The sequence below is a fragment of the Corynebacterium kozikiae genome, from assembly GCF_024580965.1.
Lineage (GTDB): Bacteria > Actinomycetota > Actinomycetes > Mycobacteriales > Mycobacteriaceae > Corynebacterium > Corynebacterium kozikiae.
Genome location: NZ_JANIKJ010000001.1, coordinates 343,622 through 363,875 on the forward strand (window position 1 = coordinate 343,622; position 20,254 = coordinate 363,875).

Sequence of the window (20,254 nt, forward strand, 5' to 3'; positions counted from 1 at the left end):
TGAAGTTATTTAGGCTTGTGCGACGTTGAGTCGCTGGTTGCTGTGCACCTGCATGACATGGGTCTCGGCAACATTGACATGCTCCGGGGTGGGGATGGTGGTGCCTGGGAGAGACGCCGCTGCGGAGCCGTAGGCCACGCCGAGCGCAAGGGCCTCAGGCTCGGGTTGATTATCCTCGAGGCCCATGATGAAGCCGCTCAAGGTGCAGTCGCCCGCTCCCACGGTGGACACCGCCACGGTCGGCGGTGGGGTGGCGCGCCACACGCCGGCGTTGCTCACGAGCACCGCGCCCGCCGCACCCAAGGTCACCAGCACATACTGGATACCTTGTTCAAGAAGTGGAGCGGCGGCCTCGATGACCGGGGCGAAGTTGCCTTCCTGAGCTGCGTCTTCTAAGGCTTCGCCGTCCATACCCACGAGCTGGCCCAACTCCACGCCGTTGGGCTTGATCAGATCAGGGGTGGCGGTGCCAAAGTGCTCGCCCAGTGCCTCGAGCGCGGCGTCGGAGGTATCCACGGCGATCTTGACCTTGGGGGCCACTGAGCGAACCGCGTTAATCAGACTGGCATACCAGTCATTGGGCGCCCCAGGTGGCAGGGAACCGGCGAGCACTACCCAATTGGCCTGCTTTGCCTCTTGCTTGAGCACTTCTGCCACGTGCTCGAGCTGTGCATCGTTCATCGTGGGGCCCTGGCCGTTGAATTTCGTGGTGGTGCCGTCGGGCTCCGTCACCGCGGTGTTGGTGCGGACCCTACCAGGCATTTCCACGGCGAGTGCTGGGACGTCGGCAGCGTCGACGAGCCCCAGGAACGGGTCCTTTTTGCACGCGGGAAAGATTGCGAGAGCTTCTTTGCCAGCTTTCACGCACGCCTGAGCCACGTTGATCCCCTTGCCACCGGCTACAGATTCGCTGCCTTCGAGGCGTTGGACGGCGCCGCGGCGGATGGGTTCGGGCAGGCTCAACGTGAGGTCGATGCTTGGATGGGGTGTGAAGGTGAGAATCACGAGATAACTACCTTTGTATGGAATGGTTTGAGCTTCGAGGTGAAGTCAGCTGGGGCAAAGCGGTCAGTCACGGCCACATGAACCTTGCTGAGTGGGGCGAAAGTGACCGTGGAGGACTTGCCGATCTTGGTTGAGTCGCACAGCACGATGGCGGTGCGGCAGCGTTCGATCATGGCGGTTTTTACGGCTGCTTCGCGGGGATCGGAGGTGGTGAGGCCGTCGTCGGTGGTGAGACCGGAGGTACCCATGAAGGCGACGTCCGCGCGCAGGAGCTGTAAGGCATTCACTGCCCGCGGCCCCACTACAGCCTGGGTCTGGCTTTTCACCACGCCGCCGAGGATGGTTACCTCGGGCACTCCGGCTGAGACCAGGGTGCGCGCAACGTTTGGGGAATTCGTCACCACCACCCATTGCTGGCCCACGTAGTAACGGGCGAGCACGTTGGCAAAGGCCTCGGTTGTGGAGCCTGCATCAATAAACATGGAAGCCTGCGGACCAGGGATAAGGTGCATCGCTGCCTCGGCGATCGCCTGTTTGCGGCGCTGCACCTGGTGGAGTGGTAGGCCGGAATCCTCCTCGTCAATGGCAAGGAGATCGGTGCGGTGCGCGTGCGCGTCAATCACCGCACCACCATGCACCCGACGGATGTGGCCGCGCTGTTCGAGTGCCTTGAGGTCACGGCGGATGGTTTCAGGGGTGACGTTAAACTCCGCTGCGAGGTCAGAGACGTTGCTTCGGCCGTATTTTTGCGTCAAGGCAACGATCGTGGATTGCCGGTTGGCTACCTCTTCTACTGTGGCCATTTCACCACCTCTCTGGAAATTGGAACTGGATATTGGAACTGGATATTCGGGTTGTTCGAGGCGTTGTGGCTGCGCAGCCTGAACGCCCTTTGGGCTAATGAGGTCTAGTTGTACGTTTTGCGGGGCAGGCGAACCAGTGAAAGCCCCGAAAAGTGTTGGTTGGGTACTGCGTGATTTTGTTTTGTTGTGTGATTTCCCACATTTTACTTGGGGTTGCATCTGCCAGATGGAGGCGGCTGGACAGGCCGGCCCGAAAGGGCCGAAGGGGTGGTGCCGTTGTTTGAGCGTGTGCTCCTTCGGTGGTCCATTCCTGTTTTTCCAGCTCATCAGGCGGTAGTTAGATTTCCTGGGCTGGAATTGACCTGTAAAAAGTGATTTCTGGGGTCAATTCTGCATGGTTCGGAAACCGGCAAACCTATAGAAAATGTTGGAATCTGCCTTAAACGTATGCCCATTTGTGTTTGATTGTCAAGAAAAATTTGTTTGATCGGTTGCGAAAATGTTGTTTTTGTGGTGATGTGGAGGCATTCCATCAAGAGCTTGTGAAGATAGGCGGATCTCGTTGAATAATGTGACTAGCGACACAACAATTAAGGGTACTGCAGTTGTTTCTGGCGTTCGCTACGCCAAGGCAGTGTGGATCTCTCCTCGCCCTGAGCTGCCTCAAGCAGGCGAAGTGATCGATGAATCCCAGCGTGAGGCCGAGCTGGAACGTTTCACCACCGCCGCTGAGGCTGTGGCGGACCGCCTGGAAAAGCGCTCTGCCAGCGCAGAAGGTGCTGCGGCGGAGGTACTTAAGGCAACCGCCGGCATGGTGCGCGACCGTGGCTGGCTGAAGGCCGTGAAGAAGGGCATCCAGGGTGGCCATCCAGCCGACTATGCCGTGGTTGCCGCAACCACCAAGTTTGTCACCATGTTTGAGGCTGCCGGCGGCGTAATGGCAGAGCGCACCACGGACTTGCGCGACATCCGTGACCGCGTGATCGCGGAGCTGCGTGGCGAGCAGGAGCCAGGCCTACCAACCGTTGATGAGCAGGTGGTCCTGTTCGCAGACGACCTCTCCCCAGCAGACACCGCCGCACTGGATACTGACCTGTTCGTGGGTCTGGTCACCGAGCTCGGCGGCCCAACCTCCCACACCGCCATCATCGCCCGCCAGCTCAACGTGCCCTGCATCGTGGCCGTGGGGGAGAAGCTCCACAACGTCAAAGTTGGGGATATGGTTCTGGTGGACGGCGCCCTGGGCACCGTCACGCTGGACGCTGACCCCGAGACCGCCGTTGCCGCGGAGCAAGAATCCAAGATGCTCGCAGAGCGCATTGCCCAGTGGACTGGTCCTGCAGAGACCAAGGACGGCCACCGCGTGCAGCTTCTGGCCAATGTCCAGGACGGCAACGCTGCCCGCATTGCTGCGACACAGAGCCAGGCAGAGGGCATCGGCCTGTTCCGCACCGAGATGTGTTTCCTCACCGCTACCGAGGAGCCAAGCGTGGAAGAGCAAGCGGCCGTGTACAAGAAGGTGCTTGAGCAGTTCCCGCACAGCAAGGTTGTAGTGCGCTCCCTCGATGCCGGCTCGGACAAGCCTGTGGCCTTTGCTTCCATGGCTGATGAAATGAACCCTGCCCTGGGTGTTCGCGGTTTGCGCGTAGCTCGCGCCAACGAGGCTCTGCTTACCCGCCAGCTCGACGCAATCGCCTTGGCCGCCAAGGAACTCGGCCGCGGCGAGGATGCCCCAACCTGGGTGATGGCTCCAATGGTGGCAACCGCCCGCGAGGCAAAGTGGTTCGCAGGCCTGTGTGAAGAGCGCGGCTTGATCGCAGGTGCGATGATCGAGGTTCCGGCAGCTTCCTTGATGGCTGACAAGCTCATGCCATACCTGCACTTCGTGTCCATCGGCACCAACGACCTCACCCAGTACACCATGGCTGCAGACCGCATGAGCCCGCAGCTCGCGTACCTCACCGACCCTTGGCAGCCAGCGGTGCTGCGTCTCATTGCGCACACCTGCAAGGAAGGCGAGCGCACCAACACGGCCGTCGGTGTGTGTGGCGAGGCAGCAGCCGACCCACTGCTCGCTTGCGTCCTCGCAGGCCTGGGCGTGAATTCCCTTTCCTCCGCTTCCACTGCGATCGCGGGTGTGGGTGCTCAACTCTCTGCCGTTGATTTTGAGACATGCAAGCGCGCCGCTGAGGCAGCCCTGGACGCAGAAGGTGCCACCGAGGCCCGCGCGGCAGTGCGCGAAGTCATCATGAAGGCCAACGCCTGACGCTTTCCGGCAGCGTTCCGACGCCCCCAAGCGGCTCATTCACTGCTTGGTAGATTGCTCCCCATCAGTTTTGTATTGGCTGGTGGGGAGTTTTCATGCCCTGTGTGGTAGTGAGGTCGGGGATGGCTAAAGGGCCTGAGCTTCCATGTGTAGTGGAAATCAGGCGCTGGTTGAGAGTTCTTGGGCTTTATTGCGCGATGACCACCTCAACGTCACGGTCACGCAGCGCCTTGACAAAGGATTCTGGGGCATTGGAGTCTGTGACCACCACGTCGATGTCCTCAATGCTGCCGAAGCTCACCAGATAGTCCGTGCCCATCTTGGTGGAGTCACACAGCACCACAACCTTGTGGGCATTGGTGATCATGGCGCTCTTGATTGCGGCTTCCTGGGAGTCCGCGGTGGAAAGGCCGTGATCGAGGGTGAGCGCATTGGTGCCAATGAACGCGACGTCAGCCCGCATCAGGGCAAGGGTGCGCAAGGCGGTATCACCGACTACCGCTTGGGTGATGGCGCGAACGCTGCCGCCGAGGAGCTGAATAGAGTCCATGTTGGCGTTCGCCAATGTCAGCGCGATAGAGAGGCTGTTGGTCACGATGGACCACTGCCTGGCAAGTGGCTGTACCGCAATGAGTTCTGCGAGCGCCGCGATGGTGGTGCCGGCGTCCAGGAACATGCCACCATTTGCTTCTGGGAGGAATGCCAGTGCTGCGTGTGCAATGGAGTTTTTTGCTCCCGACGCCGAACGGGCGCGGGTGTCCAGGCTGAACTCAGCGGTTTGGAACGTTTGGTTAGCCACCGCGCCGCCGTGTACTCGGTGTACTACGCCCTCGCGGTCCAGCACCGCGAGGTCGCGACGAATTGTTTCGGCGGTGACTTCAAAACGCGCGGCAAGTTCGGTGACATTGACCCTTCCCTCAACTGCGGTGAGTGACGCAATTTGCCGGCGGCGTTCCTCTGAGTACATCTCTTTCCTTTCAAATGCCAATGGTTGGTGGCACTTTTGTTCGGCGCTGAACATGGAATTCCCAATGTTGGGAACGGAGTGCTGTTGGAAATGCCCGAATGGGCTGGGCACAACGAAAAGCCAACAAACCAACAACAACGCATTACAGACAGTTTTGCACGGACAACCCACAAAAATCGGGAAAAATGGGCAGGGGGATATGTAATATCGGGCACGATTCTGGATCTGATCCCACAAAATCCTGCTTAGGCGGTCTGTTTAGCGCCGCTAGTGTCCGAATGAACTGCGAGTTTTGTTGAAGATTTGTTGTCAAACTCCCCAATATAGGGGTGGGGAAATAGCTGAAACCCGCCAGGCAAGTACGTTGTCTGACGGGTGTTCGGAGCCGCGGCTGCTCTGAGAATGAGAATAAGTCCGCAATGTTGCTAGTACTTGCGCAGGACGGTCACAACCTTTCCCATAATTTCAGCGTGCTCCGCGGGAATGGGGGAGAAGGCGTCATTGTGGGGAAGGAGCCACACGCCGGAGGAATCCTTGTGGAATTCCTTGACGGTTGCTTCGCCGTCGATGAGGGCGGCTGCAAACTGGCCTTGCTCAACCACCGGCTGCGAGCGAATCACCACCCAGTCGCCATCCAAGATGCCGGCGTCTTTCATTGACTCGCCAACAACCTGGAGCATGAAGAGCTCGCCGTCGCCAACCACATCCTGGGGAAGCGGGAAGTACTGTTCCACGTTCTCTTCAGCCAAGATCGGAGCGCCTGCCGCGATGCTGCCGACGATGGGGATGTAGGTGGTGGAGGAAGCCTCGGCATTCTCCGGACTGAATGCCGGTGCGGATGGCTGCTCCTTGTTTCGGGTCTTTGGTCCAGGTTTGGTGGCCTTTTGATCCGGCAACGTGCGAACGTCTACCGCTCGTGGCTTATTGGCGTCCCGGCGCAGGTATCCCTTGCGCTCAAGTTCGCGCAGTTGGTAGGCCACGGATGAGGTGGATTGCAGGCCAGTCGCATCACCGATCTCACGAATGCTTGGTGGGTAGCCACGTAGTACTACGGCATCGGAAATCACTTGAAGGATTCTGCGTTGCCGGTCAGAAAGGGGTTCTTGCTTGCTCGGGTCCGTGTTTTTGCGAGGTGGCATTTTCTTTTCTCCTGAAGATCGTTGCAGTGCGTGGCGGCGCGTGATGAGTAAGCGGTTTATGAGGGGTAGTCACTGGCGCGCAGACCCACCCAGAAGCCGCGAAGACGCGGAAGCAGGGTGACTCGGCGGTACCGAACCATTGCCCAAGCTGACTGCCAGAACTGACTGCCAGAGAGGGCTGGGTGGAGTGCGCTCGTTCCCCACTCTAGCGCATTGTCCGTAGCAAATCATACATTTGTTCGAGAGTGTCGTTCGAATTCTTGACAAGTGTTCGAACAAGGCGCATAATTCGAACAAATCGAAAATAGTCGAACATATGCACGAGACTTCGATCCTCAATGGGCCTTCGTGTCCGGGCGGGAATATAGAGTGCGTTGTGTTCCGTTACAGGAGTGTTAGCCCTTCTGTTTCAACTCACCAAAAAGGAAAAGATCATGACCATCGCAGCACCTCAATCCACCTCCGCCTCGCGTTTCCCTTACCGGGCTGTGCAGGAGCACGCTCGCGCGCGAGTAGTCCCCCCTGCGGAGGTGTGGGAACCTAGCCGTAGGCAAGCTCGTGTGAGCCGTGGCAACCTGGGTATCGAACATACCGCAACAGCTATTCGAACACTTCGGCCCCGTATAGAGAATGATGATCGCGGGAGTGGGATTGGCAGTAGCAAGCCTGTTGTTCGAAACCGCAATTCTGCGTTGACCACCCTTACGGCACATCGCCGCAGTAGCTCGGTACTGCAAGATCTGCACACCGCCCCTTTGACTGCCGCATCCACCGGGGGGACCACAAAGAGGTCAGAACGTTGGGCAAACGCGTTTGCTGGCTCCTTGGTAGGTTTGGTTCTTGCGGCTGGAATTGCGCTTTTTGGTCAGCCTGAGGACACCCAGCCACCGGTCCCGGCCGGTGTGACCCCAGACTTCACTGTGTCCCAAAGCGCGCACTAATAATGCCAGCGGCCAGCGTATAATTTCAGCCTTGTGAGCAGAGCTTCAAAGGGCCACGATGCGGGACCGGGACGCTCGACGTGGAAACGCTGGCCTGGCTTGGAAACGGCCGGGAAGCGGCTGGGAAGCTCGGTGGTGACGCACGAAAGGCATGAGACAAGAAGATGTACTGCCCGTTTTGCAATAACGAACACTCCAAGGTAATTGACTCAAGGATTTTCGAGGAAGGCACCGCCATTCGCAGGCGCCGCCAATGCACTCATTGTGAAGGCCGCTTCACCACAGTGGAAAAAGCAGTGCTCTTGGTCATCAAGAAGAACGGACTTTCTGAGCCTTTTAGCAAAGAAAAGGTCATCACCGGTGTGCGCCGCGCATGCCAAGGCCGCGACGTCAGCGAAGATGCACTGAAACGCCTCGCCCAAGAAGTGGAGGCAACCGTGCGCAGCCAACACGGATCGCAGGTGTACGCCAACGACGTAGGCCTAGCCATCCTTGATCCGCTCCGAGAGCTCGACGAGGTTGCATACCTCCGCTTCGCCTCAGTGTACAAATCATTTGAACGTGCCGAGGACTTTGAGTCTGAAATCCGGCTCATGCGGCGCAGAAGCCGAAGCTTTGACAACCTCGGCGAATAGGCAAGCAGCCACAAAGACACGCGTAGCCTCGGCTACTTCAACTGATCAATCGCTTTCTCAATTTTGCGCTCGGAAACCTTTTGCGCGGTACCCAAACGTTGTGCAAACAAGCTCACCCGCAGCTCTTCGATCATCCACTGAATATCCAACACCTGGCTCTGGTTCACTCCACGCTTGGAAGCCTGGACCTTCTGGGCCAATCGCTGCTGCAAAACCTGGATCTGCTGCTGATAGCGCGCGTCTCGATCCGGAAGCCGCTGCAAATCCTCCAACCTCAAGCGGATTGCCTGGGCAAAACGAGGAATATGCCGCAAACGCGCAACGCCGAGCCTGGTAATCGCGTGCTGGGGGAGCCAGCCGGCAACCTGGGCCCGCATATCATCAATTGCGGGACCGGACCACAGCTGCAACTCGTCATTCAATTGGTGAAACGCCAACACTGACGGCGCGAGATCCACGGTTGTCCGACGAACCACACCAGGCGCCTGCTCTTTCACCAGGGACAACAGCTCTCTAAACCGTGCGGGATCCCGGGAAGGGCCACCGTTATCGCGAAGGATGTCGCGCACGGCTGCGGCGGTGGCGTCGGCAATGAAACCCTGCGCCCCTCCGTTCGGAAAGTGCTCCAGCGCAACCCGCTGCTGCAGCGGTAGGCCATTCAGCATTTTCTGTGCGTTGAGCTTTACTTCCCGCAACATCAACGTCATCGTCGCGGTAAAAAGCTGAGCCTCGGCCTGTGCCTTCGTGGACACTACCTCCACTGCCACCCCAGTCTTGCCCACCGCGAGTGTAGGGTACGCAATCACATTTTGCCCATCGACCTTAGTGATCACCTCCTCAGCGATAGTGCCGAGCGTCTCCGAGGTCCACTCCGTGGCGCGCTGCTGCTTCGGGCCAACCTTCGCCATAGACGTGGAGATTTTCCCTTTGAAGCGCTGCTGGAGGGAGAGGAGGTCTTTGTCGCGGTCAATGACGTCGCCGCGCTTATCCACAGCGCCGAAACTCACCTTAAGGTGGTCTGGGACCTGGGCCAAGGAGAAATCATCCTCAGTGATACCACTGCCGCCCAAGTGGACCAGCTCGTTGGCCACCTGAACCAGCAGGTCGCCGGAGCCGAAACGCAGATTGGCTGCAACCTTTTTGGCGTAGTCGGGTGCGGGCACCACCTGCCTGCGGAGGTGCTTGGGCAATGTCTTGATGAGCGCTGCCACTAACTCTTCGCGCAGGCCAGGGACATTCCACTCAAAACCCTCGGGGCGAACGCTCCCCAACAGGGGAACCGGAATGCGCACTGTGACGCCGTCGTCCACGGTGCCCGGTTCAAACTTGTAGGTGAGTTCAAAATCCACACCGTTTTGCGTCCAGGAATCTGGGAATGCATCTTCGTGGACGTCCTCGGCGTGCTCGGTGAGCAGCTCCGCGGGGTCAAAGTCCAGTAGATTCGGGGTGATGCCCTGCTGCTTTTTCCACCAAGAGTGGAAGGTGTTGGCGTTGAAAACCTCTTGCGGGATGCGAGCATCGTAGAAGTCGAACAGTGCCTGCTCATCCACCACAATGTCACGCCTACGGGCCTTCTCCTCAAGCTCACCCGCGAGCTCCAATTTGGCGGTGTTGTTATGGAAAAATTCGTGGTGAGTGTTCCAATTGCCGTCAATGAGAGCCTCGCGGAGGAACATGTCACGCGCTGCCTGAGGATCAATGGTGTGATACCCAACCACCCGGTCCGCAACAACCGGTACGCCGTACAGTGTTGAGCGTTGGTGAGCCATGGCGCTGCCGCGTTTGGTGGACCAGAAGGGCTCTGAGTATTGGTGCTTGAGGAGGTCTTTGCCCAGTTGCTCTACCCAGCGAGGATCAATACTTGCCACGTCGCGGGCCCACAATCTGGAGGTTTCCACCAACTGGGCCGCCATCAGAAACTGCGGTGGCTTTTTGGCAAGCGCTGAGCCGGGGAAAATCATGAAACGGGTATTCCGTGTGCCCTGGAACTCCTTTGTTTGCGCGTCACGGATGCCAATTTGGGAAAGCAGACCCGAAAGTAGCGCGCGGTGGATGAGGTCCGCCTGCGATTCAACGTCACCAAGCGACTCAAACAGGCCGTGCATTGGGTCAGCCCACCCCAACTGGTCACCGATATTGCGCAACTGACGCACGAGGTCGAACCACTCCCGGATGCGCATGTAGTGCAGGAATTGTTTTTGCACCGAGCGTTTGAAGGCGTTGCCGCTGAGGGCACCGCGCTCTTCAACGATGTGTTCCCACAACTTCAGCAGGCTCAAGAAGTCACTGTTGGGGTCTTTGAAACGCGCATGTGCCTGATCTGCTTGGGCCTGCATTTCGAGCGGGCGTTCGCGCACATCCTGGATGCTCAGCGCGGCAACAATCACATACACCGCACCCAACACCCCATGGGTGTTGGCCTCCAGGAGCATGCGTGCAAGCCGGGGATCAAGGGGAACGCGCGCGATGTCGCGGCCCACTTTGGTGAGCCGTGGTTCGCCGTCTTTGCCAGCCGTGCTGTCCAAAGCGCCTAGCTCATGGAGCAGCAATAGGCCGTCCCGAATGGCCTTAGTGTCCGGGGCCTGCAGAAATGGAAATGCCTCGATGTCGCCCAGCCGCAGGCTGGCCATTTGTAGGATGACGCTCGCCAGGTTGGTGCGCAGGATCTCCGGGTCCGTGAACTCTGGGCGGGAGGAGAAATCCTCCTCCGAGTACAAACGGATGGCGATGCCGTCGGCAACGCGCCCGCAACGGCCCGAACGCTGATTGGCGCTGGCCTGGGAGATGGGTTCAACCGGAAGGCGCTGCACTTTGGTGCGCGTGGAGTAGCGGGAAATGCGGGCAGTGCCGGTGTCCACCACATAGTGGATTCCGGGAACCGTGAGTGAAGTTTCCGCGATGTTGGTGGCCAGCACGATGCGGCGCCCCGAATGGGGGCTGAACACCTTGTGCTGTTCCTGGTTGGACAACCGGCCAAAGAGGGGAGTGACCTCCACATTCTTGTAGCGCCGCGCCTGGATCACTTCCATGGCGTCGCGGATGTCAGCTTCGCCTGCGAAAAAGCACAGAATATCTCCCGGCCCCTCACTCATGAGCTCTTCCAAAGCACCAATCAGGCCGTCGAGTGGATCGATGTCCACCGTCTTTTCGCCTACTTCAACCTCCAGCGGCCGGTAGCGTACCTCCACTGGATAGGTTCGGCCGGACACTTCGATGATGGGGGCCGGGGTGCCGTCGGGCTGCGCGAAATGCTCTGCGAATCGTTCAGGGTCGATCGTTGCGGAGGTGATCACCACTTTGAGATCCGGGCGTTTCGGCAGAAGCTGCTTGAGGTAGCCCAAGAGGAAGTCGATGTTGAGGGAGCGTTCGTGGGCTTCATCGATGATGATGGTGTCGTAGGCGTTAAGGAAGCGGTCGCGCTGCATCTCCGCCAGCAGGATGCCGTCAGTCATGAGCTTGATCGCCGTGTTGGGGCCCACTTGGTCATCAAAACGGATCGCATAGCCAACGGTCTGGCCGATCGGTTGTTCCAGCTCAAATGCAATGCGTTCTGCAACTGTGCGCGCAGCGAGACGGCGCGGCTGCGTATGCCCAATCAGGCCTTTGCGCCCGCGGCCGAGCTCAAGGCAGATCTTGGGAATCTGCGTGGTTTTACCGGAACCGGTTTCACCAGCAATGATGACCACTTGATGGTCCCGGATTGCCTCGGCGATGTCATCTTTACGTGCGCTGACCGGCAATGACTCCGGATAGCTCACCTCGGGAAGACTCGCTACGAACTCGGCGTGGTGCGATACGGCCTGCTGCAAGTCGGCGTGGATCGCCTGGAATGCCTTGTTGCTGCGCGCATTCCGGGCTCGTCTGCGCAGCGCGCGAACATCTACCGTGCGCAAGTTCGGCGCGTCTTGCTCAATGTGGGATAGCAGTTCCTTCTGTGTTGCCTTGAGCGCCCCCCCTAGCGGTGCCTGGGCTCGTGTCCCTACCGGCGCCTGAGCGGCTGCATGCGGCTTCCGACGGCGGCGTTGGGGGTGCTGAGTTCGCTGAGAGCGGCGGCGCGGGAGTTGCTCAGCGCTGTGGGGTTCCTTTTTGGCATCGGTCATAGCAATTGCCCAGTCTATCTTGCGTTTGGGGCTGCTTGCTTTTTGCTTGCCTGCCTTCGCCAGTGAACTTCACTAGTATTGGGTTTTGTCTCAATTCATCCTTTTCACTAATTCGAGTTGATTTTCTCGGCTTTACGTTTTCATGATCGCGTAGTGCCGAAAATGTGCTCAAACCCGAAGGAGTTTTCATGACCAACAGTCCCAATGATGAAAATGGGCCTTCCCAGGACCCATTTGACGGTGAATTTTCCGGTGATTCGCAATATCCAGCGTCCAATCATCCAGAAGACCGCCCAGATTTTGGTACCGCCGGATTTGGTGCAGCACATGCCGGTGGCTACGGCGCCGGCAGTTACGGTGCTGGCCAGTTTGGGGAGTACCACGGCGGGGATCGCCGCCATGAAGATCTAGGCGACCTCATGGTGGCCGGTCCCGGCCAAACGGTAGATCTCTTTGAGGCAATCAAATACGGTTTCCGTATCACCTTTAAGCGTTGGCCTTTGTGGCTTGGCCTCGGTCTGCTTGCGCTGGTGGCACTCGGTGGCTACTTCGCGTACTACATCGCCAACGCGCCGCTGGCGGTGGAAGACCCACAAAACTTTGAGGTGAACCCTTATACGAGCCCATCTACCTGGGTGTTTATCATCCTGGCTTTGCTGATTTACCCAATGATCATGCGGCTTACGTTGCTCCAGGCAGACGGCAAGAAGTTCGCAGTGGGCGAGGCAGTGCCCGGCCCGCATTATGGCGCCACGTTTTTGAGCTATTTACTGTGCTCTCTTATTGCCGGCGTTGTTACCGTGGTGGCTGCATTGCCGCTCATGCTGGCGATCGATACCTCCACGGGCGAAATTAATTGGGGCATGTATTCCCTTGGCATGCTGGCGCAATTGGTGGTGAGCCTTTTGGTAGTGCCCCTGGTGAATTTTGCGCCATATTTCGCGGCCGACGGTCGCAGCGGCGCCCTAGCCTCTGTTTCCGCTTCCTTCCAGGCGGTGAAAGCCAATTACCTGAAGACCGTAGGTTTCTATGTGATGACCTCGTTGGTTGTCATGCTGCTTGTCCTGGCCACTTGTGGCTTGGGAATCGTGGTGGCAATTGGCGTTAGCCTGAACGCTACCGCGCACTTCTACCGCCAAATCTCCGGCGGTGAGTTCCCGCGCGACCTGCGCTAAACTCCGGACAACACACAGCCCAGACATCTACGGTCTGGGCTTTTGTGCTATTTCTCGGTGCCATCCCTGCCATCGGTACCTTCCACGCCAATCGTGCGGTAGAAAGCCTCGGAGATTACTGAACCAAGTTTCAGGTAGGTGTCTTCCCTGGTGGAGGACGCACGGTACACCAGCCCCACTTGGCGGCTGGCGGTCACGTCTTGGGCAAAACTTGCGGTTGCCACACCCTCACGGTTGGTTTCAATGCTCACGGCGCTTTCGGGGATCAATGTGGAGCCAATGCCCGCACTGACGAGTTGCATCACGGTGGTGAGACTTGCGGCCTTGGTTTCGGCGCTGCGCTGCGCCAAGGGGTTGACGTCTGCCTTGCGGCAGAGGTCCACGACTTGGTCGCGCAGGCAGTGGCCGTCGTCAAGGAGGAGCAGGTTGAGGTCCGCGAGCGAGGAGAGCTTTACGTCCTCCCTGCCGGCGAGCGCATTGGACTCCGATACGACGATCTTGAAGTGTTCGGCGTAGAGGGGGATTTCCACAATCCCGGTGCTTTCCACCGGCAAGGCCAAGAGGGCGCAATCGATGTGGCCGTCTTTGAGCTGGCTGAGCAGGTGCTGCGTTTGATCTTCCACGATTTGCAGTTCGAGGTCGGGGTAACTGGCAGCGAGTTCCTTGTACAGCTCGGGCAGAATGTACGGCGCGATGGTGGGGATGATTCCCACCGCGAGGTTGCCAGACAACACGCCACTGTTGCCTTGGGCATGAGCGATAAAAGCCTCGGCTGCATCCAGGGTGGCTTTGGCGAAGGGCAGGAGGGATTCGCCGATCGGTGTGACGATCACCCGCCGCGTGGAGCGCTCAATGAGCTGCACCCCCAGGCCGTTTTCCAAGGAAACCAACGCTTGGGAAAGCGAGGGCTGGGAAATGTTGAGCTTGGTGGCGGCGGTGCCAAAGTGGCGGTTTTCCGCGATGGTGACGAACGTGCGAAGCTGGGCGAGAGTCGGGCGGTACTCTTTATTGCTCATGCCTATGAGTATAGAGCAGTGTTAATAGGTTCAACTGATTGAGCCTATCGTGCACACCGCACAACACCGCACAACACCGCACTAGTGTTGGTCGATCTCAAGCTGAGAGAGCCGCACTTCACCTGCAGCGTCAGAGGCGGCAAGGTCCACCTCGGCCACAAACGCAAATGCCCGGTCATCCTCGGGATCCTTGATGACCTGACGCACCCGCCACTTCTCGGGGCCTTTTTCCACGCGGAAGTACTCCGGGCCGCGGGCAGCGGCGGAGGTATCCAGGTCCGCGTAGTCCTCAAAGTAGGCGTCCATGGCGGCACCGAAGTCTGGCACTTCCTCCAGGTAGTCCAGCATTTCCGCAAGCTCGTCTTCCTTTTCCAATGCGAACAGGCTCACCAGTCGGAACATGAGGTTGCGCACCATCACTTGGAAGGCGCGCTTGTTTGCGGTCAGCGCGTTGGGGTCCTCCACGCCGAACGCCAGCTCCGTGGCCAAGGCATCCTGCGAGATCGGGGCGTCTGGGTCCGCCATCTGCGCCCATTCATCAATCAGCGAGGAATCCACCTGACGAATCAGCTCACCGAGCCATTCCACGATGTCCTCAAGCTGCTGGGTTCGGTACTCCTCGGGAATCGAGTTCTTGAGGGTGCGCCATGCATCCGTGAGGTAGTGCAGCACCACGCCCTCCGAGCGCGCGAGCCCGTAGGTGGCAATGAAATCACTGAAAGTCATGCCCTGTTCCACCATGTCACGGATGATGGACTTCGGACTGATCTGGAATTCCCGCGCCCAAGGGTGCCCGGCGGCGTATGTAGCATACGCTTGCTCAAGGAGTTCGGCTTGGGGTTGCGGCCACGTGACGTCGTCAAGCAGCCGCATCCGCTCCGTGTAATCCAGGCCCTCTTCCTTCATCGCCGCGATCTGCTCGTCACGCGCGGCCTTCTGCTGCGCGAGCAACACCTGGCGGGGGTCATCCAAAATGGCCTCGAAAGCGCTGATCACGTTGAGCTCAAAGTCATCCGCCTCCCGGTCCAGCAGCTCCAGGCTCGCCAGAGCAAAGGGGGAGAGCGGCTGGTTCAGCGCGAAGTCACGCTCCAGTTCTTCCGTGAGAGCGTATCGACGTCCCGTGGCGTCAATTTGATCCAAACGGACAACAATCCCCGCGGTGACCAGGCCGCGCACGAGTTCAATCGTGGTGAGGATGTCTCTGTTTTGTTTGTCCCAGTTGTCGTGGTTACCGCGGATGAGTTTTTTCAGGTGCTGGTAGGCGTCGCCGGGGCGGGCAATCACATTGAGCACCATGGAGTTGGACACCATGAACTGGCTGGTGAGCTGCTCTGGCTGCGCATTCATGAGGCGTTCAAAAGTGCGTTCGCCCCAGGTGACTTCACCATCGCGAGCGGATTTCATCCGCATCTTCTTGAGCTTCTTGGGGTCCTGGCCGGCTCGCTGGCGCAGGCGCCAGTTCTCAATCTCGTGCTCAGGGGCCTCCACCACCACGTAGCCTACGGTGTCGTAGCCAGCGCGCCCGGCGCGTCCTGCAATCTGGTGGAACTCCCGGGAGGCGAGGATGCGCTGTTTGGTGCCGTCGAATTTGGCCAGGCCGGTGAACAACACGGTGCGGATGGGCACGTTGATGCCCACTCCAAGGGTATCGGTGCCGCATATGACCTTGAGCAGGCCGGTCTGCGAGAGTTTTTCCACGAGGCGGCGGTACTTCGGCAGCATGCCTGCGTGGTGAATACCGATGCCGCGCCTGAGCAGCTTGGAGAGGGTTTGGCCGAAGGTGGTGGTAAAGCGAAACGCCCCGATTTCCGCCGCGATCTGCTCCTTCTCCTCCGGTGTGATGATGCTGATGCTGGTCAGGGACTGCGCGCGCTCCACAGCTTGGCGCTGGGTGAAGTGCACCACGTACACCGGGGCTTTGCCTTTGCTCAGCAGCTCCTCGATGGTTTCGTGGACGGGGGTGTACACGTACTCAAACTCCAGCGGCACCGGGCGGGACGCACCGGCCACGAGGTTGGTGGTGCGGCCGGTGCGCTTGCTGAGGTCTTCGCTGAGGAAGTCGGTGGAGCCCAAGGTGGCGGACATGAGGAGGAATTGGGCGTGCGGTAGCTCCAGGAGTGGTACTTGCCACGCCCAGCCGCGGCGGGGTTCGGAGTAGTAGTGGAACTCGTCCATCACCACTTGGCCGATGTTGGCCTGGGCGCCGTCGCGTAAAGCAATGTTGGCAACGATCTCGGCTGTTGCGCAGATGATAGGGGCTTGGCCGTTGACGGTGGCGTCGCCGGTCATCATACCCACGTTTTCTGGCCCGAAGATCTCGCAGAGGGCAAAGAACTTCTCACTCACCAGGGCCTTGATGGGCGCGGTGTAGAAGCTGCGCTGCCCGCGAGCCATAGCGATGAAGTGGGCGGCGATTGCCACCATGGACTTTCCGGAGCCAGTGGGGGTGGCCAGAATGACGTTGTCTCCAGCGAGGATGCCCAGCGCCGCTTCCTCTTGCGCGGGGTACAGGCTGATCCCGCGGTCCGAGGTCCACCGGAGGAAGGAGTCAAAGATGGACTCATCAAGCAGGTTTTCGGGGACCTCTTCAAGATCTGGCAGCATCCGAGACAAATTCACCCCTTCTACCTTAGTGGAGAAGGGGTGTGTGCCTTAAGGGGCCGGGGGAGCGTCAGTGCCTTCGGTGCCGGGCTCGTCGTCAAGCCCCGCGAGGAAGCGTTCGAACTCCTCGCCGAGTTCCTCGCCGCTCGGCACTGCGCTTTCCCCAGGCATAACCGCGTGGGGTTTGCGTTCGCGGTATCGTTCCAACTCTTCGTCGTACTGGCGCTCCAACATGTGCACCACCTGCTCGATCTCGGGGGTGCCGTCCACCTGTTCCTCGATCTGCATCGCTACCTTTGCGGCGTCTTCCTCGAGTGTGCGCAGCGGCAAGGAAAGGTCTGCAGCGCTGGCGGCGGCCTCAAGCAGCCCGAGGACTGCCTGCGGGTATACCGACGCGGCCAGGTAGTGCGGCACATGCGCCGTGAAGCCCGCGACTTTGCGGCCCTGCTGGTGCAGGAGGCGCTCCAGGTGCAGGGCGGCAGCGCCGGGAACGGTGATGCGGGTGTCCAGGTTGAACTGGCTGCTCACGAGCTCCGGGGAGTTGCCATGCGCGGAAATCACCATGGGGCGAGTGTGCGGAACGGCCATGGGGGCGGCGTAGAGGCAAATGGTCTGGCTCACGCCGAATCGCTCCACCAAGTTCGCTACCGCCTGGGTGAATCCCTCCCAGCGCAAGTCGGGCTCGGGGCCGCTGAGCAGCAGGAAGGATTTCCCGGTGCTATCGCGCACCACGTCCATGCCGATATGCAGATCTTCAATTTCTACAACCGCGTTGTGATCAATGGTGACCGCCGGGCGCCGCGAGCGATAGTCAATCAACTCGTCACTGTTGAAGGAGGCCACCGGGCGGTGATCCAAGGCGGCCAACAGGTGATCGGCACTGTGCTCAACGGCATGGCCTGCGTCTGCGTACCCCTGTAGCGCCACAATCAGCGTTGGGCCTTGGGAATCGGCATTGTTCACCTCGGGTGCGGGGAACTGTAGCTCATACATCCGGCCAAAATCTTCTGGCATAACTTCCTCCCGGGGTGTGTCTAGCCATCAGCGCGCCGTCGGGCGCACCAATAACGTTTCTGGCAATCCATGCTAATCCATGCCTCGCCGACAATGGTCCACCTTCGCGGACACACGGCAGCACGATTCAGTTCATTGCGGGTTACTACCGGCACAACGCCTGTGGGTACACATTTGTTCCACACTGCCCGGTGCACTGCGCGTGAGGTGGGGCAGAAACGACGCTCACGTGGTTGGACATCTTACGGTTTTGGTTCCCGAGGGCCGTTGAGTTTTCCACAAGCGGTGGCTCCTGGGCCACGTTTTCCACAGATTAGGCCCTTTCCGCTCACGGACCCTAGCGGGTGTTGTGCGGGGTTTGTGAAAGTGAGCCCATGCAACAAGTCACAATCAATTTTCATCCAGCAGATCTCATTGCAAACGTCCCAGGAATCCTGGGGTACTACCCAAAGGAGTCCTTGGTGCTCGTCACCGTGGAAACACACCCACTACCGGAGCGGGAGCGGGAACCGGACCCACATCCAGACCCAGAGCTGCAACACCAGCCCGAACACCCTGGCAGCGCGGCGGACGCGGTGGGGCCGCAGCGTTGTTTGGGCACGAGCCTCGGCCCTGTACTGCGCCTGGGTTTTGACCAGAGAAACAACATCGATGAAGTCCTTGAATTTATCCAATCGCTGTCTCATCCGAAGGTGGTGGCTTTCCTCATCACCGAGCACAATCACGTAGCCATGAGCATTCTTGTGGAGCAACTCCACGATGCCCACGAAGCGGGGCAGATCGACGCCATCGCCTGCTACCACGTCCCAGAATTGCTCACCGGGCAACCTATGCACCTGTTGTTCAGCCACGACGCCCCGCACCGTTCCTGGCGCACGCCCAAAGTGGGAAATATAGCCAATGCTCCTGCCACCAAGCGCTTGCTCCGAGGAGGGGAACTGCCGGCATTGAATCGGGAGGAGGCCTGGAGGTACTTCACCCAATCCAACCCGTTTATTACAGAATCCGATGAAGATGACCTCGACGCCGCCATCCACACGCTGAGTTCACAGCTCATCAATGCACGAAGGATTCCTAGGAGTGCGGTGCGCCGCCACCTGGACATCTTGGAGCAATATTGCGAGCAGGTGAACCATCACAGCATTGAACAGCTCCAACAACACTCGGAAGTGCTGATCGCCTTTGGTTCGATGTGCGCGAATGTGAAGCTGCGTGATGCCCTGTGTGTGCTCATCCCGGATCACGCTGTGGCCTTGAAAAACATCATGGTGGCAGTGGCGAGCTCTGTTGGAGGGGAAGTGAAAACAAACGCGTTGGCATTGTGCGCGCTGAGTTCACTCGCCCAAGGGGCAACGGCTTACACCAATATGGCGTTGCAAGCCGCCTTTGAGCAAGATCCACGCCACTACCTGTGCAATCTGATTCACCAGGGCTACCGCTATGGAGTGATCGCTGAATTGCTGAATGCGATGAGCGAGGGGGCGCACGTCACTCTGGAAGAATTCGATGAGCAGGTGGGGTTCCAGCCCTAATTTCCAGCCCTAATTTCCAAGACCCTATTTCTCAGGGCTCAGTTGTTTGGGGACACTAGTGTTTGGGAGCCCTAGTGTTTGGGTGCGCTGTGCGCCCGATCCCCCAGTGCGGAGGTGAACTCCCAGGCGTCTGCCATGATTTGGTTGAGCTCAGTGCGTTCGGGTTGCCAGCCAAGTTCCTCTTTTGCCTTTTGGGAGGAAGCGATGAGTACCGCTGGGTCACCGGCGCGGCGGCTTTCCACCACGGCTGGGATCGGGTGGCCGGTGATCTGCCTGCAGGCGTCGATGACCTCACGGACTGAGAAACCTTCACCCGAACCAAGGTTGTAAATGCGATGGGCGCCTGCCGTGTTGGACTCCAGCGCGAGGAGGTGCGCCTGGGCGAGGTCGAAAATGTGGATGTAGTCGCGGATACAGGTGCCGTCTGGGGTGGGCCAGTCGTCGCCGAAAATCTTGATGGACTCCCGGTGCCCTAAGGCCACTTGCAGCACGATGGGGATGAGGTGGGTTTCCACCTCTCGGTTTTCCCCGAAGCCACCGTATGCACCGGCCACGTTGAAGTAGCGCAGGCTGGTGGCACCCAGACCGTAGGCGTGTGCGTAGGAGGTGATCATCGCGTCGATGGCCAGCTTGGTTGCGCCGTAGGGATTCGTTGGGGCGGTAGGGAAGTCCTCGGTAATCGGCACCTGCGCCGGTTCGCCGTAGGTCGCAGCGGTGGAAGAGAACACCAGGTTGTTGGTGTTGGTCTGGCGCATCGCTTCGAGGAGGCGAAGCGTGGTCACAACATTGTGCTGCCAATATTCGGCTGGGTTTTCCACAGATTCACCCACAAGCGAGCGGGCGGCAAAGTGGAGCACGCCGTCAAAGTGGTGTTCCGAAAGCACGCTGTGGGCAACATCGGCGATGTCACCTTGGATGAAGGTGGCGTCTGGGTGGACGGCTTCACGGTTGCCGGTGGCAAGGGTGTCTACAACAGTGACAGAATGCCCGCGCTCAATGAGCACCGCGGTGCACACACTGCCTACATACCCCGCGCCGCCTGTGACCAGCAGATTCATGG

The 20,254-nt window shown here is 59.3% G+C and carries 13 protein-coding genes; 4 read left to right on the forward strand and 9 right to left on the reverse strand.

The features are described 5' to 3' along the window. Window positions 1-9: 9 nt before the first annotated feature. Together NQ018_RS01555 and NQ018_RS01560 are read right to left on the reverse strand one after the other, a co-directional pair. Window positions 10-1,005: a 1-phosphofructokinase family hexose kinase gene (locus tag NQ018_RS01555; RefSeq protein ID WP_257057771.1), complete on the reverse strand. Its 996-nt coding sequence runs from the start codon at window positions 1,003-1,005 to the stop codon at window positions 10-12. Then, window positions 1,002-1,808: a DeoR/GlpR family DNA-binding transcription regulator gene (locus NQ018_RS01560; protein ID WP_257057773.1), complete on the reverse strand. Its 807-nt coding sequence runs from the start codon at window positions 1,806-1,808 to the stop codon at window positions 1,002-1,004. The genes NQ018_RS01555 and NQ018_RS01560 overlap by 4 nt, the downstream gene beginning before the upstream one ends. Window positions 1,809-2,370: 562 nt before the next feature. Here NQ018_RS01560 and ptsP point away from each other — a divergent pair. After that, entirely contained in the window at window positions 2,371-4,074 is a 1,704-nt protein-coding gene (ptsP, locus tag NQ018_RS01565; protein WP_257057775.1) for a phosphoenolpyruvate--protein phosphotransferase, read from the forward strand. 187 nt (window positions 4,075-4,261) lie between these two features. Here ptsP and sugR read toward each other — a convergent pair whose 3' ends face one another. Continuing rightward, window positions 4,262-5,041 (reverse strand): transcriptional regulator SugR, encoded by a 780-nt coding sequence (sugR, locus tag NQ018_RS01570; protein ID WP_257037187.1) that lies wholly within the window; start codon window positions 5,039-5,041, stop codon window positions 4,262-4,264. A gap of 425 nt (window positions 5,042-5,466) precedes the next feature. After that, on the reverse strand, window positions 5,467-6,180 hold the full coding sequence (lexA, locus tag NQ018_RS01575) for a transcriptional repressor LexA (protein WP_257057778.1): 714 nt from the start codon (window positions 6,178-6,180) through the stop codon (window positions 5,467-5,469). A gap of 1,105 nt (window positions 6,181-7,285) precedes the next feature. Here lexA and nrdR point away from each other — a divergent pair. Next, on the forward strand, window positions 7,286-7,756 hold the full coding sequence (gene nrdR / locus NQ018_RS01580; protein WP_257037184.1) for a transcriptional regulator NrdR: 471 nt from the start codon (window positions 7,286-7,288) through the stop codon (window positions 7,754-7,756). Window positions 7,757-7,788: 32 nt separating this feature from the next. On the opposite strand, the gene hrpA is transcribed toward nrdR, so the two are convergent. After that, window positions 7,789-11,856: an ATP-dependent RNA helicase HrpA gene (gene hrpA, locus NQ018_RS01585; protein ID WP_257057781.1), complete on the reverse strand. Its 4,068-nt coding sequence runs from the start codon at window positions 11,854-11,856 to the stop codon at window positions 7,789-7,791. Window positions 11,857-12,044: 188 nt separating this feature from the next. Between hrpA and NQ018_RS01590 the strand changes: the two genes are divergently transcribed. Beyond that, window positions 12,045-13,031 carry a hypothetical protein gene (locus tag NQ018_RS01590; RefSeq protein WP_257057783.1) on the forward strand — a complete coding sequence of 329 codons (987 nt, stop codon included), beginning with the start codon at window positions 12,045-12,047 and terminating at the stop codon, window positions 13,029-13,031. A gap of 47 nt (window positions 13,032-13,078) precedes the next feature. Here the strand turns inward: NQ018_RS01590 and NQ018_RS01595 are convergent, their stop codons facing one another. The 3 genes from NQ018_RS01595 to NQ018_RS01605 all read right to left on the reverse strand — a co-directional run bounded on the left by NQ018_RS01595 (window position 13,079) and on the right by NQ018_RS01605 (window position 17,662). Further along, window positions 13,079-14,047: a LysR substrate-binding domain-containing protein gene (locus tag NQ018_RS01595; RefSeq protein ID WP_257057785.1), complete on the reverse strand. Its 969-nt coding sequence runs from the start codon at window positions 14,045-14,047 to the stop codon at window positions 13,079-13,081. A gap of 81 nt (window positions 14,048-14,128) precedes the next feature. Next, complete coding sequence (locus NQ018_RS01600) at window positions 14,129-16,666, reverse strand: DEAD/DEAH box helicase (protein WP_257057787.1); 2,538 nt, start codon at window positions 16,664-16,666, stop codon at window positions 14,129-14,131. A gap of 33 nt (window positions 16,667-16,699) precedes the next feature. Further along, window positions 16,700-17,662, reverse strand: coding sequence for a PAC2 family protein (locus NQ018_RS01605; protein ID WP_257057790.1), 963 nt, complete (start codon window positions 17,660-17,662; stop codon window positions 16,700-16,702). A gap of 374 nt (window positions 17,663-18,036) precedes the next feature. Here NQ018_RS01605 and NQ018_RS01610 point away from each other — a divergent pair, with 374 nt between their 5' ends. Next, window positions 18,037-19,194 carry a DUF4192 domain-containing protein gene (locus NQ018_RS01610; protein WP_257057793.1) on the forward strand — a complete coding sequence of 386 codons (1,158 nt, stop codon included), beginning with the start codon at window positions 18,037-18,039 and terminating at the stop codon, window positions 19,192-19,194. A 71-nt stretch (window positions 19,195-19,265) separates the two neighbouring features. Here NQ018_RS01610 and galE read toward each other — a convergent pair whose 3' ends face one another. Then, window positions 19,266-20,252, reverse strand: a complete 987-nt coding sequence (gene galE, locus NQ018_RS01615; protein WP_257057796.1) for a UDP-glucose 4-epimerase GalE — start codon at window positions 20,250-20,252, stop codon at window positions 19,266-19,268. Window positions 20,253-20,254 lie beyond the last annotated feature (2 nt).